The organism is Leptospira sp. GIMC2001, from assembly GCF_028462125.1.
Classification (GTDB): domain Bacteria; phylum Spirochaetota; class Leptospiria; order Leptospirales; family Leptospiraceae.
In genome coordinates this window covers 1,125,955-1,142,102 of sequence record NZ_CP115468.1, presented here as the reverse complement: position 1 = coordinate 1,142,102, position 16,148 = coordinate 1,125,955, and the positions used below count along the sequence as shown (strand labels likewise).

The following is a 16,148-nucleotide window of genomic DNA, read 5'->3' as shown; positions in this document are numbered from 1 at the left end:
ATACTTAGAATAGATGAGTAAGGGGCAGTTTATGAAAAGATTTATTTTTTTAATTAGCATATTGATTATTTTCTCAGCAGAATTGGCTGCGAACGATTCGGTCGATGCCAAAATTCTAGCGAAATCAATCGTCATGAAAGAACGAGCTTCCAAAGCTATGGAAACTGCAAAAAATCATTTCCTATCTGGAATGAAATTGCAAGAAACTGGTAAATTTCGTGAATCCATTCAAGATCTTTCTGTCGCTTTAGGAATCCGTTACGAAATGGGAATGAGTCTGTCCGAAGAAACTGCAAGAAATCATCTTGCGATCGTAGGAAGTTTGATCCGGGTTTCAGAATATTGCAAAGCCAAAACACATTTTACCCAAGCGGCAAAGATCTACAGATACTTAGATAGAAATATCAATCCATCTATTGAGTTGTCTGCCAATTGGAAATCTTGTCCAAGCGATGAAAGATCTGTTGTTCAACTAACGAACCTTACAACCAGTCCTTAAAATCAATATCTGGAAATATATTATGCTCCAATTCTGTCCTCTCAAGAATTGGATCTTGCTCATCTTTTCGCATTAGCACAGCTTTGAGACTTTGAAAGCAGTTCACATGAACATTGGTTCGACGAACTGCATAGTCAACCATGGTTCCAGTCTTCATAATAAAAGCCCAATCTGAACTTTGCGCAAGCAATAGCTCTCGACCCATTTGCTTCAACACACGAATTTCCCAGGCATCTTCCGTTGATTTGTAAATGTTTGCCATCTCATGCATATCAATCGCACAGGACAATAAATGTGGATATATCCAATCGTTTGTTGGGTTGAGCCATACATCTCCATATCCATTTTCGCCCCAACTTGACATCGACATACCAACACTTTGAATCCTCGGAATTACTCCTGGAGTCTCCATCGCGTGAATCGGTTTTATAGAAGTCTGATCAAAATGGATTTTCTTGAATAAAAATTCAATAAATTGTGGACCTTCATACCACCAATGGCCAAACAATTCTGCATCATATGGACTAACGATTATGGCAGGTTGTCCAAATTCTGAATGGAATTGTTTTGCTTGTTCGATTCTTCTATTTAAAAAATCCGTAGCATGTAATCCACACGCTTCCATCGCAGCATCAGGGTTATAGTATTGTTTATCTTGTTTTTTGCCAGTAATCTGGTAATATTTAATTCCAGTATTGATTCGAATTCCATCGGAATTGAGAAAATGGTTTATATAATTATAATCTAAATCATGTCCAATATCTCGATAGTATTCACGATATCGGAAATCTCCAGGATAGCCATCTTGAGCACTCCAGACTTGTCTCGAACTTTCTTGATCTCGCCCAAAAGCAAATACACCTGAACCAACTTCAACTGGAGCATGAACTCCAAACAATGGTTTGGGTACAGAATGTTCGATTCCGTGCGAATCTACAAAGAAATATCGAATTCCTTCATCAGCTAAGAATTTTTCTAAACCTTTAAAATATCCACATTCAGAAAGCCATATTCCTTTTGGATCGCGACCCCAGACTCTACGGTGAGATCTTCTTCCATTCCTTATCTGCGCTCGAACAGCCGACGGTTCGCTTTCCATAAAAGGAAGAAATCCATGTGTTGCTGGGCAAGTAATGATTTCTAAACTTCCTTCTTCTAGAAATTTACGAAAAGCAATAGTTAAATCTCCACCGCACTCTTCGAAAATACGTTCTGTATCTACGAAATGCTCTAGATATCTTTTGGATAGATAGTTCAGATGAGGATCGTAATCTGTGCGACTTGCTTCCTTTTCTGCCAATTGAATTAAATTCCGAATAAAGGATCGAAATTTATCTTGGAGATAAGGATCTGTGAGCATAGAAGTAAGAGTAGGCGAAAAAGACATAGTCACTCGAAAGTAGACTCCGTCCTTTTTTAAATTCTCAAAAACTCTTAGAAGCGGAATATAGGTTTCCAAAATTGCCTCATTAAGCCAGTTCTCTTCTATAAATGGACGCTTGTATCCAGGATGACGAACGAACGGTAGATGGGCATGCAGAACAAAAAGTAAATTACCAATCGGTGTCATTTGGAAAATCCTTGGGAAGTTGAACTTCCAAATGAAGAACCAAAAGGAGAAGATCCACCTAATCTCTGCTCAAGGGCAGATCTCAGTTTCTCACGAGTCACTGGATCAATCTCACTCTGCTCACTCGCCATAGCAAATCGATATTTGCCATCTTGGCCTTTTATCAAAATTCCTGTTCTTACCCATTCCGGATTTACCCAATCTTCATCCCATACATCGGATGATTCATCTCTGGGTAAGCTAACAGGAGCACAATCAAATAAGTGAAAACCAATCCCTTCATGAATTGCTGAGAGATTTGCTGATAGATGAGTAACTGGTTTATCAAATCGAAATAAATAACTTTGTGACAGTGGATGTAATTGGATAGATTGAGATTGTTTTTTGCCTTGGCCCGAAAGATATTCAATATCAATCTTCAAGCCAATCTGATCTTCCGATGCATGAAAGAAATTTACAGCTCTTGCATAAGTAGATGGGAGTATATTCCAAAACACGAATGCTTCATGAGGGTTTCGTATAAGAATCTTTATGATGTCTCGATTCGGATTGGAAATAGGTTTTTGTAAATGATCATCTTCGTATATAAAGGAATCTTGTGCGAAACTTTGGGATTGTTCATTAGCTTTTTTTACTGAAAATGATTTGGATATCTTAGAATCCGAACTTTTAGGTATGGAGCTTTTCTCGGTCGCAGGAGTCGTTTTCGTAACTGTATCCTTCGACTGGATCGCTTTAGTCTTAGAAGCCGACTTAGTATTTTCTGCAGTTTTTTTCTTTGCTGCAACTTTTCCTTTAGAAGAAACATCTTGTTGCGAAGTAGCCTTCTTCTTAGATTGCGATTTTACAATTTTCTTCTTGGGAGTCATGATGCTTCTCCCATTTTGAATGCTGACTTATCGGGCTTCAATTCTTTTTTGTTTGACCTAGGTCCGAACAGGAAATAAACTATCTATAGCTAAAACAGGAACAACTCATTTAGAATGGTAATAAATTACAATTTGGATATGTATTTTTTTATTGGATCGTATCTGGAAACGGTAAGAATCCATTTTTTTGAACTGCTCAGGCAAGAATTCTAAACACTAGTCTTTATATTATACATGAATGGCAATCTGGATGAAGCTTATTTTTTTCTACGCGAAGGTGAATTCGAGAAAGCAAGGCATCTATTCTCCCAACTTCTAGATCAGAACCCCGACAATCTAGATTGGATCAACTCCTACTTTATCGCAAGTTATTGGGATAACAAAATCGATCATCTCATGAGTCTTAGAGAAGGCAAAGATCGAGGTAAGGCAATTCTTAGATATTTAGATGATTTTGAAAATGAGATTATCAACCGCAGAATTCCTCGAGAAGAAGCATACACTGCTACTCTACAATGTGTTCTTGAAGAAGCATCCCATCATCTCGGAATCAGCTTTCGTCTGGAAGGCTGGAACGGTGTCGATGGCGAGACTCTCCGCGGTCTAGTTATCTGCTTCATTCGATTGGGCAATTTTGCTAAGGCTTTAGAATTATTAGAATATTCAGGAAATCTAGACCACCAATCTTCAGATTTAAGTTTTCTGCGTGCTGAATGTCTCATCGGTGTTGGTCGCCTAGACGAAGGAAAAGAATTGTACAAGCGCGCATTTCTGGATGATCCAACTCGCTTTCGATCTGAGAATATTATTTGGGAACCGATAAAAATTCATTTAGAAAGACTTCGAAGATCAGGCGTAGATCAAGAATATATATCCCATCTTCTTCCAGTATCTTGTCAATTGGCTGGGGTATTTGCTAATTCCATTCCTGCGACCAACTCTGATCTAGACTATTATCTAAACCAATTGCAAAGACTTCAAGACTCGAAAAATAATATTCAAGGGAAATTTGCGAACAAATTGAACTTAAAAATTGTGATGATTGGTTCGGTTGTGTTGGAAAAATTTAGTGATAAAGTCTATCCCCAGGAAATTTCTTTTGTAAGAAAAATCCTGGCGGACTCAAAAGAGGCTATTAACGACTTGCTTCTTCTATGATCGTGCGAATCTCAGAGGCAACACTCTTTCTTCCAGTGGAGATATAATAGTTCTCCAACCGATTGAGTGTCTCTAAGCTTTTCGGATCTTGCTTCACTTGATCCAAAAATACTCTCTTGTGATAAGAGTCAGCATACTCGATCGAAGATGGTCTATCCAAGTAGGATGTGTTCTCAATGATCACACCAGCTGATTCAGCAATGGTTTCTGTAACAGGAGACGCGCTACGAGAAATCAAAACAACAGCCAATACTGACGCCATTGCAACAGACAGACCGTATTGCATTGGCTTATTTTCGAGCAAATACGGAAGAACTTTTTCCTTCCAAGAAGGATTGTCAATTTCTACGGTTTTTAGATGGGCAAGAACTCTCTCATCGAATGCAACCGATAATTTTGGAGCATTGCTGTCTTCCCATTTGCGAAGCTGGCTAAACAAGTCGACCAGTTTATGTTCCAAAACCAAATCTTCTGATTTCTCTTCTCGCGATATAAGCTCGCGCAAACGTGTTAGTATATTTAATTCAAGAGCCAAAGTATCCTTCTCCTTTCTCGTCCTGCAAAATAGAATGCTTCAAAAATTCCTTAGCTTTAAAGAGTCGGCTCTTAACCGTCCCGATGTTGCATTCTAGAACCTCGGCAATCTGCGAGTAGGACATCTCTTCGAAGTAACGAAGCTCTATGACCTGCTTGTAGATATCTTCCAAAGCATCAATCTTGTCCTTTAGATACTTGGATTCTTCAAAAAGTTCCAATTTTTTTTCGTAACCAAGACGTTCGTCAATAAATTGATTGTCTTGGTTGTCATCCATGGGCTTCTCTCGCCCTCTTTTCTTCTTGGCGAGTAGGTCTTTGGATTTATTTACAACGATTCTATAAAGCCAGGTATAAACACCAGCCTCCGCGCGAAAGTTTTGAATCGACTTATAACCAGAAATTAGGGCATCTTGCACAATGTCTTCAGCATCGTCTGAATCTTTTACCATGGAAACTGCCTTTCGGAACAGTCTCTCTCGGTATGGATTCACCAATATCATGTAAGCAGATTGATCCCCACTTTTGATTTTCTGAAGGAGAATGATTTCTTTCTCCCTCATCGTCATTCCTTTCTTAGCTAATATATTTTTGCTCATTCGGGTATCCGAGGACAGTATTAAATTTTATAATTGGAAGGATAGAAAATTTTTATCCAGATATTGGACATAGAATTCGGTTCAAAAAAAGGGATCACTTACGATGGAACATTCTTTCCAGGTCATCTCTTGTCATACGAACCAGAGTCGGTCGACCATGTGGGCAACGAGATGGGTTTTCACAATAACTCAATCGATTCAAAATCTCAGAAATGATCGTATCACTTACTTGATCCCCTTTGCGAATCGCCGAACGACAAGCAACACATTTAGCCATTAGATCATAGATTTCGGGCTCTGCTACATCAGGATGTAAATTCCGATTGAGAAAATCCAATATTGTATCCTTCTCGGAACCTGAATCCATATAACCAGGAACTTCTCGAACAACCAAACTTCCATCTCCGAAGTCTTCAATACTGATTCCCAATTCTTTGAAAGCATCAATACGACCTAGGATTTCTTCTGCTTCATCAACTGACAAGTCTAGGCGAATCGGTGTTAGGAGTGGTTGAATTCCAAAATTTTTCTGCTTGAGGCGATTCAAAACTTCTTCATAACGAATTCTTTCATGTGCTGTATGTTGATCGATGATATACAGTCCGTCCTCTGCTTCAGCCAATATAAATGTTTCAAATAGTATCCCATAATGCTTCTTGGGTATGAACTCAGAATGTTTTCTTGGATTCTCACTTAACTCATGCAAATTTACTCCGGCACCAGTCTGCGATAAATCAAATGATTCTCTCTTCAAAGCAGTTGGATATAAATCACGATGTAAAATATCTTGAGTAGACTGCGAAAACATTCCTTCATTCAAAGATGTGTTGGAGTTGAAGCTTGCGCCGATAGCACTGCCCTTCTGGAAAAAATTATAATTGGAATTGGAGCGGATCGGAGAAGAGAGCCTTTTCTTTAACTCAAGAAAACTTACAGGAGTTGATGACCTAAGTTGTTTCTGGATTGCATTGATAAAAAAAGCTGAGAAAAATTCTTCATCTAAAAAACGAATCTCTCTCTTCTGCGGATGGACATTGACATCAATGCGATCTGGTGCAATATCAAAATATAAAAAACACCAAGGATGGGCACCTGGCGGAAGCAATTCATCATAGCATTTTTTTATCAGAAATGATCCATGCTTAATATCAATTGGTCTGTTATTCACAAAGAAAAATTGTCCCGAACGATTCGAACGATAGAAATCTGGATCGCTAATAAATCCATTGACCTTTAAACCATTTTTCTCATGTTCTATGGGTATCAAATGATCTCGTAGGTTTTCTCCAAATATAGAAATGATTCTCTCATACAAAGACTCACTTACAAAACGGTAAACTTCCTTTTCATTTTGGACAAAACGAAAACAAACATCTGGTCTTGTTAATGCGGATACTTGAATTCTAGATTTATTCTTTCTGTCTTCGGATAGTTCTGATTTTAGGAACTTTCGCCTAACTGGCGTATTGTAAAATAAATCTCGAATCTCAATCTTGGTTCCTTGAAAATGTGGAATCGGAGTTTTGCTAATATTTGCTCCAAGATCCATTTCGATTCGATAAGCAAATCGTTCATTTGCAATTCCACTTTCAAGACTCATCTTGGATACGGATGCAATGGAGGCGAGTGCTTCTCCACGAAATCCGTAAGTTAATAGTGAATCTAAATCATTGAGTTCTACAATCTTTGACGTTGCATGTCTAGTTACAGCAAGTTCTAAATCAGATTCAGGAATTCCTGAGCCATTGTCTCGAATGAGAATGAGTTCTAATCCAGAACCTTTTGTCTCAACTACTACTTCTGTGGCTCCCGCATCTATTGCATTTTCCACGAGTTCCTTAATTACGGAATGAGAAGATTCAATGACCTCACCTGCAGCTATTTTGTTAATGAGGTCTGGACTGAGCTCTTGGATTCTTCCCATTCATCCAAGATTCCAGATTTTGCATATCGTGCAAGAAAGGATTGCAGCTAAAAATCAAGAAATGATGAATTGTAATCCAGTATAGAATTAGCAATAATTCTATGTGCCTGCGAATTCAAGTGGATGTCACCAGTCTGCAACAGATCAGATCTAAGATACATTTTGTTCTTAAGATTGAGAAAAGGAATATTCTCTTCTCGCATAAGTATCTCGAGATCTTCGAGCAAATCCGATTTCTCATATAGCCAACGATCCTCAACTGTAAACCCAATCTTTTTGTAGATTGCCAAGCGATTAGGGTCATACTCGACTTCGGACGGAATGTATACCACTTTGAGAGGAATACCTTGATCTTTGAGGTAGGAATGAAAACTAAGAAATAATTTCCTCCAACGCTGATATTCCGTCCGAGCATCAGATCTAGTATTCAATTGTTTTGCAAAATACCTCGGTTCATTCGCATAAATTATTCTTAAGCTCTCATTAATCTCTAAATCCGAAGACGCGTTTACTTGAAGCCGAGAGGTTTCTTCAATCGGATCTTTAGATTGAAATATATTTCTAAATTGCGAATTGTAAGACTCAAAATACTTAGCTCTCAATATTGAGTAACCCATTTCATTTGTAAAAATGTTCGCCATAAAAAACCAAAGTCGATTCTTACTCTCATAAATTCCAAAGTCGATTGTTTTGCCAGTTTCATAAATATCGTTCGCATAAACGAAAAGAATGACATTCTTCGTTTTAGTATATTTGATAATATTTAAATACAAAGATATTTGATTTTCGATTGTAAATCCAGGTATTGATGCATTGAGAAATAAACATTTATGAATAATTGATCTTTCCTTAAGTTCGTTCTCGATTATACTCGTGAACAATCTTTTACTGGGAATCCCGTATCCGAAAGATTGAGAATCGCCAAGAATTAAATTATTGCATTCTGAATATTCATCGCTCTCACTTCTAATTCCTAATTTATGAACTTTAATATTGTGATTGCCCTCTTCAGAATAAATGGGAATCAATACATTGGGTGGCAATATAAAGTGAGATGTTGATTCAATTTCTTTATAATAGAAAAATTCATATAAGTGAGTGACGCCCAATGCCAATAAGAACAGAATGAATATAATAAGAACAGATTTTTTTAATAATTGCAAATAGTGAATCATAGTTAGTGTTTTATGAATGTTTTTTCAAAATAAACGATTCGCAGTTTCCATTAAAATTATCAATTCTTGTAAGTCAGTTCTTTATTTACTTGATGACAGACGATCTACCATTGTTCCCTGTAAAATACTTAGTTATCACGTAGATTTTATATGAAAATATTCCAACTCTTTATTTCCCATAAGATGCATTTCGTTAGTTGCTTAATTTTATTAGGTCTTCTACCTTTAGTAATCATTTTATTGACTGCTCAGGACATTCCGTTTTCTGATTTTGCTATTCTCGAATGGCAATCTTATACTTTCTTTTCAAAAGACTTCTCTCAAGGACTCTACTTTTCTTACTCAGCCAATGACATGGATCCTGAGTTTAGGCTTTTTCCATTACCGGATCATTTCTTCCACATGGTAAATAATCAACCAATGTCTGTTTTTCCACCGATTCTGCCATTTCTCTATTCATTTTTGTATGGCGAATATTTTAATTATTTTTATAAATTTTTACAGCTAACTCTATTTATTGGGTCTATTTTATTGCTCCAAAAAATGAAGCCACGGATCGGAATAACTATTCTGACTATTTTTGGATCTCAGATATCAATTTATATATTTCTTCTCCATGAAACCATTCTGGTATTTTTCCTTCAGTCTGCGGGACTATTTCTATTATATAGAAATAAATATTTAACTTCTGGTCTGATCTCAGGACTGATCGTTCTCTTCCGACCGGAAGCCATTTTTGTTGGATTCCTTCCATTATTATTCCTGAAACATACGCGTTCACAAAAGATTTCAAAATCATCGAAACTTCAATTCCTCCTAGCATTCTCTATTGGGTTAGCGATCGTCGGTGGAACTCAATGGGCAATCTATAATAGTATTTTTGGTCTACGAATTGAAAAAAACATTTTATTCCATTTCGATCTAGAATTGCAGAAATCACTTTTATTTTTGGTTTTTTACAAACTTCCAATCTTTACGCTTTTCCTAATCCTTTCTCTTGCAAGTTTGATTTGGATAGTATTTAGAAACAAAGCAAAACATAAATCAACAAATCCATTGAAAGCAAAACCAAATCAGGACGCAAAATTCAATGAAGTGGAATTAGAATATAGAAATTTGCAAAAGCATTCATGGTTCATTTCAAAATTCAACTTCCCTTTCATTCTTCTAGTGTTTATTCTATTGGTTTTTTTCCTGAGTCCCAATCATGGCGGGCACAATACACCGAGATATTTTTTCGTTTTTCTTCCTTTTCTAATTTTGATCTGCAATCATTATTTAATATATTTAAAGAAGTCTTTTCGATACTTAATAATGGCTTCGATTCTATTCATAGGATCTATTAATTTGATTTTTACTTATACTGAATTGAAACAATTGTCAAATTTACAAAACAAGATTAAATCTCAGATTCAATCCATAGATTATGATACAATTGTTTTTACAAATCCTGATATTTCTTTTTGCTTTATTAATCTTTTCAAGGATAGAAATAATTATTTTTTATTGCGAGACAATAAAGACATGAAGATTTTATATAATGCCGCAACTAAGAAAAATTGGTCAAAAATCGCTGTGGTTGATATGGTTTACAACCAAGATCCTAAAGATCATTTTGCAAAAATATGTGACACCGAAGATTGTTCATTTCGTTTCGATAAAAGAATCTCCATTGATAATTCAGAGCTTCCTTGGGTTGTATATTATATTGAAAAATAAAATCTTATGACTTTTCTTTGCCAATATCCAACCCAAGGAAAATTCTATATTTATACAAAATATTTGTTACACGAGCACAACTTGTATTAGAACATTTTTTATGAATATTTACTATTTATTATCACAGTTTTTACAATATCCTATTATATTAACTATGACATCACTGATTTGAAAATCCTCAGATTGAATCGGTGACATATCTGCAAGTTGCATCGCGGGAATGTCTTTGATTGATCCGCAGGTTTGGCAGATTAAATGGGAATGTGGTTCTAGAACCGCATCATACCTTGCGGAATCAGAATTTATGTTTACCTTTTTTAACATCCCTTGGTTGACGAGATATTCAAGAGAATTATAAACAGTTGCGAAACTAATTTTGGATACATTGTTCTTAGCAGTATCAAAAACCATTTTGGCTGTAGGATGATCTCTTCTTATTTGTAGATCGTTGTAAATCAATTCTCTATGCTTAGTTAATGTCTTCATGTTTACTCCGTGTGATGTACTTGTCATCACCTAGTAGACAGAGTCGGTCAAGTTTATATCGATTTTAAAATTGCTCGAATATATTGATTTTTATCAATTCTTATTCTAATTATGAATATATGGTGTATTGATGAGGATTTTAAAAATTTTAAGATTTGGGACAGAATATACGGTTGGGTCTTTTTACAAATATTTAGATTTTTAAATGGAATAAAAATCACTTTGGAGTCATCAAATGAGTCATAAAAACCCTGATAGGCATCCTGGGTAAGTATTTGCGAAGAATGTATAGGTTTTCAATCATGGAATTATCAGGTTTTGAGAGGAAAACAGGGAAACTGCATGGGATTTTCACAAGATGAGTTCAAAAAAGCACTATCTAAATTCGCATCTGGAGTTACGATTGTAACCTACAAAAATCAGGGAATTCTATCAGGAATCACAGTGAGTTCGTTTACTTCACTTTCACTCACTCCACCATTGGTTCTTTTTTGTCTCAATGATTCAAGTCCAGCAAAGATCGCAATCCAAGAGTCCAAGGGTTTTTCTGTTCATATTCTCGGACATGACCAAGTTGAACTCTCGAATATGTTCGCACGCCCTGATGATTCACGGATCGATTTTCTTAAATCTCTAAGCTCCGGGCATGGAATTTCTGGTGCGCCACATATTCCTGGATGTCAGGCTATTATCGATTGCTCACTTGATTCCATGGTGGAATCGGGTGATCATCGAATTGTGATTGGTAAAGTAGAATCAACAATAGTCCAAGAAGATCACAACCCCCTTCTCTACTACAATAGAAATTATAGAACTTTGAAAGAATTATAAAAAGGAATTATTTACTAAATGGAAAAAGATACAATTGACTTACAAGATGTCAAGAGTCATGGACTTACTGAAGAAGAATTTGAAAATATAAAAAAGATTCTTGGACGAGTTCCCAATTCTACAGAGTTAGGAATTTTTTCCGCTATGTGGTCTGAGCATTGTTCCTATAAAAACTCTATACTCAAGCTCAAAACTCTTCCAACTGAGTCGGACAAACTTCTCGCTCAAGCCGGAGAAGAAAACGCGGGCGCAATGGACATCGGTGATGGCTTGGCAGTTGTTTTCAAAATTGAAAGCCATAATCATCCAACTGCAGTTGAACCCTATCAAGGTGCAGCAACGGGTGTTGGTGGAATTATGCGAGATATTTTTACAATGGGAGCAAGACCTATCGTATCTTTAAATTCTCTTCGCTTCGGGCCACCATCGGAAGATAGAAATCGATATTTATTATCAAGAGCTGTCAAAGGGATTGGTGATTATGGCAACTCATTAGGAATTGCCGTAGGCGGTGGTGAATTATTTATTGATAAATCTTTTACAAAGAATCCTCTCGTCAATGCAATGACTGTAGGAATTGCAGAGGTCGCCAAAACTGCAAGCGCGACTACCGGTGGAGTAATCGGTGCTAAAGTGTTTATTGTTGGCGCAACTACAGGACGAGATGGAATTCATGGCGCATCTTTTGCATCACAAGACCTCACTAAAGAAACAGAGGAAAAACGCTCTGCCGTTCAAGTCGGTGATCCATTTATGGAAAAGCTTCTTATGGAGGCAAGTCTTGAAGCAATTAACAGTGATGTGTTGATAGGAATTCAAGATATGGGAGCTGCAGGAATATCTTGTGCAACTTCTGAGATGAGTGCAAAAGGCAAAACTGGAATGGATATCAATTTAGATCTAGTTCCCTTCCGTGAAACCGGCATGAATGCTTATGAGGCAATGCTATCTGAGAGCCAAGAACGGATGTTAGTTGTTGCCAAACCAGGCAAAGAAGAGAAATTGATTGCGATCTTCGAGAAATGGGAACTCAATATTGTAGAAATAGGAAAAGTAACTGAAGGGGATCGGCTCATCATAAGAAAAGATGGCAAAATCAAAGCAGATATACCAGCAGCATCCCTTGTACTTGGTGGTGGCGCACCTCGATATGAGAGAGCAGTGAAAAGACCTGGCTATCTAGATGAAGTAAAAAATTTAGAAATAAATAGTTTACCTGACTTAGAAACAAAAAAACTAGAATCCATACTTGAAACTTTTCTATCTTCATGGAATATATCCTCAAGACTTCCTCTCTATAAACAATATGATCAGGAAGTGGGACTTGTAAAAGTGATTCCACCCGGAACTGACGGAGGACTTGTAAGAATCCCAGGAACCAAAAAAGGAATCGGTGTATCTACAGATTGCAATTCCAGATATACTTATTTAGATCCTTATAAAGGAGCAATCTGGGCAGTATGCGAGTCGGCAAGAAACGTTGCCGTTACCGGAGCTGATCCTTATGGCGTAACGAACAATTTGAACTTCGGCAATCCTTATATTCCAGAAAACTACTACGTATTTTCTGAATGTGTTCGAGGACTAGGAGATGCCTGCAGATTTCTCGGACTTCCTGTTACTGGTGGAAACGTATCCTTTTATAACGAATCGCCGGAAGGACCAGTCTACCCAACTCCAACAATTGGAATTGTTGGCTATATACCGGATGTCTCGAAAGCTTTACGCTCTGCCCCTAAAGCCAAAAGCACTAAACTTGCATTAGTTGGTAAATTTAGACCTACTTTAGGCGGATCAGAATATCTTTCTTTGTTCCATGATATGGTAAAAGGAGAAATTCCTGAACTGCATCTCCAAGAAGAAAAAGATTTAATTTTTTGGTTATACGAAAGCAATCAATCAGGATTATTGCAATCGGCAAAAGATATTTCCCTAGGTGGATTAGGAATAGCCTTGATCAAAATTGCATTCGAATCCAAAACTGGAATTCAAATTACCAATCTACCTTCTCATAATCGAAAAGACGTTGTATTCTTCGGCGAGACATCAGCCTCGGTAATCATTGGATACAATGAAGAAAATGAAATGGAAATATCTAATTCACTCAATGCTCTCAATTTGGATTTTCTGAAACTTGGAGAAACTATTGATGAACGCAAATTGATCCTAAAGTCATGGGATTTAGAACTTTCAATAGATGAACTCGAGAAAGAATGGAAAGAAGGATTGAATAGTGTTTTTGAATAAAGCGATATTCTAGCGAATGTTTTATAATATTTAGTGCTATGCTCATTCAATATTTAAAACTTGCAACGATGAGAATAAAACGATAATCTGGGATTTGACCTAGAAAGATTATTGGAAATTATTTATTTTGTTCTTCAATATATATTCGATACCACTTTTTCTCTCAAGTCTAGCTATGATAATTATAGCTCGGCTGGTCAAAGAAAACAAAAAATTCAATGGGCATATTTATTTTTCAATTACACTATTTTTTATAGCATGGTATAGTTTTTTCTATGCTTTGGAAATATCGACCACTCGACTTGAGTGGGCAATACTATTCTATAAAATTGAATTTCTAACTCTTAGTTATATTTCTCTATTATTTTTTCTTTTTGCTCTCAGCTATTCAGGAAGAATTAAAAAAATTCCAAATCTAATAATTCTCGTTTTATTTTTGGAACCCACTATTGCGATAATTTTCAATTGGAGTAATGAATTCCATAATCTCTTCTATACTGATGCTAAAATGGATGAACTTGGATCTTTCCCATTCTTTTCATTTGAACCAAATATTTTTTATCTAATTCATCAAGTTTATGATGCAATTATGATGATAGGAGCTTTTTTAATATTTGTTCAACTTCTCATTCAATCTCCACGCCAATTTAGAAATCAACATATCCTTCTTACATTAGGTTTAATTTTTCCTTTTATTGCATTTATTGTTCCGATGGTTGGAATTTTACCTTATGGCGTTGATGCCGTACCATTTGCGTTAACGCTTAATCTAATCGTAATGTATATCGGATTAAATTATTATAATCTATTTGACCTGGTTCCGCAAGCAAGAGCTTTACTCTTCGATCAAATGGCAGAAGGAATGTTTGTCATTGATACAGAAGGAAGAGTGATAGATTTCAATCAATCTATTTCGAAAATGATCCCAGAAATGAGAGATTGTATTGGAAGACAAGTCACAGAATTACTGGAAGACTGGGAAGAAATTATTGATACGATAAATATGAACTTAGTGGATACATCACTCGATTTCAGTCGAACAAAGAATCATACAATAATCTGGTATCAGATTGAAACTCAAAGCTTTTATAATATTCGGAATAACTCCTTGTTAGGAAAAATAGTTACAATTCGAAATATAACGGACGCTAAACTAGCGGAAGAGAGAATTCGGGACCAAAATTTAGAACTTGAGAAACTCAATCAAGAAAAGGATAAATTCTTTTCAATTATCGCTCACGATTTACGCTCTCCCTTCAACGGATTCCTCGGACTCACTCAAATCCTAGCCAATGAAATTGATGAATTGAATGTAGATGAGATCAAAGATATGGTATTAGGAATGCGTAAGGCATCAGTGAATCTTTATGAATTGCTTGAGAATCTTCTAGAATGGGCAACAATACAAAATAGCAATCGAAATCTAAAACGAGAAAAAGTTGATCTAAATTCACTCATCCAAGAAAGTCTGTATTCATTAGAATTAGTCTACACTTCCAAATCGATCAACATCGTTAACGAAGTGCCAGAAGGTATTAATATTCTAGTAGATAAGAAAATGATACTTTCTGTTCTTAGAAATATTATTTCTAATTCACTCAAATACACCAACCGTTTCGGGAGTGTTACAATTCAGAGTTTTGTAAAAAGCAATAATGAATCTACTTGTATTAGAAAAGATTTAAATACAAATAATTCTTTTATAGAAATCAAAATTACAGATACGGGTGTCGGAATGGATGAAAAATTGATTCCAAAACTCTTCTTAATTAATGAAAAAACAAGTAACCCAGGCACAGAGGGTGAACCAAGCACAGGACTTGGACTCATACTTTCGAAAGAATTTATAGATAAACACAATGGAAGAATCCATGTAGAATCCAAATTAGGAAAAGGTACAGAAATTACGATAAGCATTCCTTACGATGGGAGCTAAATCTATTCTAGTCGAAATCTTCTGAAAATTTTACTATTTCCGAAATAAAAGAATACAAATTATAGTATTTAAAATCTTTTCAATTTTGGAATTCGTCTATAGAGTATAAATTATGAAAAAAATCGCTTCGATTGCTCTATGTATAATCTTAGCCTTGGGAAATTGCAAAATTCTCATGAATGCGGGATATATATGCACAATTGAGAATGCGAATTCTAAAATAGGCACGAGACTCGATAATTACCTTTCAATGGGGACGGCTACAAACCAGAACGCAGAAAAGGCGTCATCCATGCCATGCCACCAATCTAAAGAAACGAAAAGTAAAACTGGGTCTCGTTCAACACACGATTGCAGTTGTGACCAAGAAAGACTTGGATTCACATTTGAGAACTTAGATGTTACAAAAAATATCCAATTTATAAAATTTTTTCCTGAATTGCATCCATTTTCGAATGATAGACGGATAGAAACCAGTAACACCATTCTATATAAGAAGTTCCAATACAGTATTCATCCGAAATTAACTACTCTATACACTGTCTCCACAACTCACCTAATTATATAGTTTCTAAATTAATAATCCAATTCTTTTGGTCTT

General features: G+C 36.0%; 14 protein-coding genes. 7 read left to right on the top strand and 7 right to left on the bottom strand.

Going from position 1 to position 16,148, the window contains the following annotated elements; genetic code table 11:
* The first annotated feature begins 31 nt into the window (after positions 1-31).
* Entirely contained in the window at positions 32-499 is a 468-nt protein-coding gene (locus O4O04_RS06575) for a hypothetical protein (protein ID WP_272534971.1), read from the top strand.
* Here the strand turns inward: O4O04_RS06575 and O4O04_RS06570 are convergent.
* Both O4O04_RS06570 and O4O04_RS06565 read right to left on the bottom strand, forming a co-directional pair.
* Positions 483-2,069, bottom strand: a complete 1,587-nt coding sequence (locus O4O04_RS06570) for a glycoside hydrolase family 57 protein (protein ID WP_272534970.1) — start codon at positions 2,067-2,069, stop codon at positions 483-485. The two genes, O4O04_RS06575 and O4O04_RS06570, sit on opposite strands and share 17 nt — an antisense overlap.
* Entirely contained in the window at positions 2,066-2,938 is an 873-nt protein-coding gene (locus tag O4O04_RS06565; protein ID WP_272534969.1) for a DUF4912 domain-containing protein, read from the bottom strand. The genes O4O04_RS06570 and O4O04_RS06565 overlap by 4 nt, the downstream gene beginning before the upstream one ends.
* Positions 2,939-3,172: 234 nt before the next feature.
* On the opposite strand from O4O04_RS06565, the gene O4O04_RS06560 reads away from it, so the two are divergent.
* A complete protein-coding gene (locus O4O04_RS06560; protein ID WP_272534968.1) occupies positions 3,173-4,096 on the top strand; it encodes a tetratricopeptide repeat protein in 924 nt (307 codons plus the stop codon).
* On the opposite strand, the gene O4O04_RS06555 is transcribed toward O4O04_RS06560, so the two are convergent.
* The 4 genes from O4O04_RS06555 to O4O04_RS06540 form a co-directional block, all read right to left on the bottom strand.
* Entirely contained in the window at positions 4,074-4,631 is a 558-nt protein-coding gene (locus tag O4O04_RS06555) for a hypothetical protein (RefSeq protein WP_272534967.1), read from the bottom strand. The two genes, O4O04_RS06560 and O4O04_RS06555, sit on opposite strands and share 23 nt — an antisense overlap.
* Positions 4,621-5,229, bottom strand: coding sequence for an RNA polymerase sigma factor (locus O4O04_RS06550; protein ID WP_272534966.1), 609 nt, complete (start codon positions 5,227-5,229; stop codon positions 4,621-4,623). Before O4O04_RS06550 ends, O4O04_RS06555 begins: the two co-directional genes overlap by 11 nt.
* Before the next feature lie 94 nt (positions 5,230-5,323).
* On the bottom strand, positions 5,324-7,153 hold the full coding sequence (gene mutL / locus O4O04_RS06545; RefSeq protein WP_272534964.1) for a DNA mismatch repair endonuclease MutL: 1,830 nt from the start codon (positions 7,151-7,153) through the stop codon (positions 5,324-5,326).
* 47 nt (positions 7,154-7,200) lie between these two features.
* On the bottom strand, positions 7,201-8,316 hold the full coding sequence (locus O4O04_RS06540) for an SGNH/GDSL hydrolase family protein (RefSeq protein WP_272534963.1): 1,116 nt from the start codon (positions 8,314-8,316) through the stop codon (positions 7,201-7,203).
* Positions 8,317-8,478: 162 nt separating this feature from the next.
* Here O4O04_RS06540 and O4O04_RS06535 point away from each other — a divergent pair, with 162 nt between their 5' ends.
* Positions 8,479-10,047 (top strand): hypothetical protein, encoded by a 1,569-nt coding sequence (locus O4O04_RS06535; RefSeq protein WP_272534962.1) that lies wholly within the window; start codon positions 8,479-8,481, stop codon positions 10,045-10,047.
* Positions 10,048-10,158: 111 nt separating this feature from the next.
* On the opposite strand, the gene O4O04_RS06530 is transcribed toward O4O04_RS06535, so the two are convergent.
* Complete coding sequence (locus O4O04_RS06530; protein WP_272534961.1) at positions 10,159-10,533, bottom strand: Fur family transcriptional regulator; 375 nt, start codon at positions 10,531-10,533, stop codon at positions 10,159-10,161.
* 342 nt (positions 10,534-10,875) lie between these two features.
* Between O4O04_RS06530 and O4O04_RS06525 the strand changes: the two genes are divergently transcribed.
* The 4 genes from O4O04_RS06525 (at position 10,876) to O4O04_RS06510 (ending at position 16,115) form a co-directional block, all read left to right on the top strand.
* Positions 10,876-11,364: a flavin reductase family protein gene (locus O4O04_RS06525; protein WP_272534960.1), complete on the top strand. Its 489-nt coding sequence runs from the start codon at positions 10,876-10,878 to the stop codon at positions 11,362-11,364.
* An 18-nt stretch (positions 11,365-11,382) separates the two neighbouring features.
* Complete coding sequence (purL, locus tag O4O04_RS06520; RefSeq protein ID WP_272534959.1) at positions 11,383-13,611, top strand: phosphoribosylformylglycinamidine synthase subunit PurL; 2,229 nt, start codon at positions 11,383-11,385, stop codon at positions 13,609-13,611.
* 127 nt (positions 13,612-13,738) lie between these two features.
* The gene (locus O4O04_RS06515; RefSeq protein WP_272534958.1) at positions 13,739-15,547 is read left to right on the top strand and encodes a sensor histidine kinase; all 1,809 of its coding nucleotides are present in this window, start codon (positions 13,739-13,741) and stop codon (positions 15,545-15,547) included.
* A 112-nt stretch (positions 15,548-15,659) separates the two neighbouring features.
* Entirely contained in the window at positions 15,660-16,115 is a 456-nt protein-coding gene (locus O4O04_RS06510) for a hypothetical protein (protein ID WP_272534956.1), read from the top strand.
* Positions 16,116-16,148 lie beyond the last annotated feature (33 nt).

Excerpts from the sequence above, each read along its gene's own strand:
- purL (WP_272534959.1), top strand. The coding sequence starts at position 11,383 with ATGGAAAAAGATACAATTGACTTACAAGATGTCAAGAGTCATGGACTT.
- O4O04_RS06560 (WP_272534968.1), top strand. The coding sequence starts at position 3,173 with ATGAATGGCAATCTGGATGAAGCTTATTTTTTTCTACGCGAAGGTGAA.
- O4O04_RS06570 (WP_272534970.1), bottom strand. The coding sequence starts at position 2,069 with ATGACACCGATTGGTAATTTACTTTTTGTTCTGCATGCCCATCTACCG.
- O4O04_RS06530 (WP_272534961.1), bottom strand. The coding sequence starts at position 10,533 with ATGAAGACATTAACTAAGCATAGAGAATTGATTTACAACGATCTACAA.
- O4O04_RS06565 (WP_272534969.1), bottom strand. The coding sequence starts at position 2,938 with ATGACTCCCAAGAAGAAAATTGTAAAATCGCAATCTAAGAAGAAGGCT.
- O4O04_RS06550 (WP_272534966.1), bottom strand. The coding sequence starts at position 5,229 with ATGAGCAAAAATATATTAGCTAAGAAAGGAATGACGATGAGGGAGAAA.
- O4O04_RS06535 (WP_272534962.1), top strand. The coding sequence starts at position 8,479 with ATGAAAATATTCCAACTCTTTATTTCCCATAAGATGCATTTCGTTAGT.
- O4O04_RS06575 (WP_272534971.1), top strand. The coding sequence starts at position 32 with ATGAAAAGATTTATTTTTTTAATTAGCATATTGATTATTTTCTCAGCA.
- O4O04_RS06510 (WP_272534956.1), top strand. The coding sequence starts at position 15,660 with ATGAAAAAAATCGCTTCGATTGCTCTATGTATAATCTTAGCCTTGGGA.
- mutL (WP_272534964.1), bottom strand. The coding sequence starts at position 7,153 with ATGGGAAGAATCCAAGAGCTCAGTCCAGACCTCATTAACAAAATAGCT.
- O4O04_RS06525 (WP_272534960.1), top strand. The coding sequence starts at position 10,876 with ATGGGATTTTCACAAGATGAGTTCAAAAAAGCACTATCTAAATTCGCA.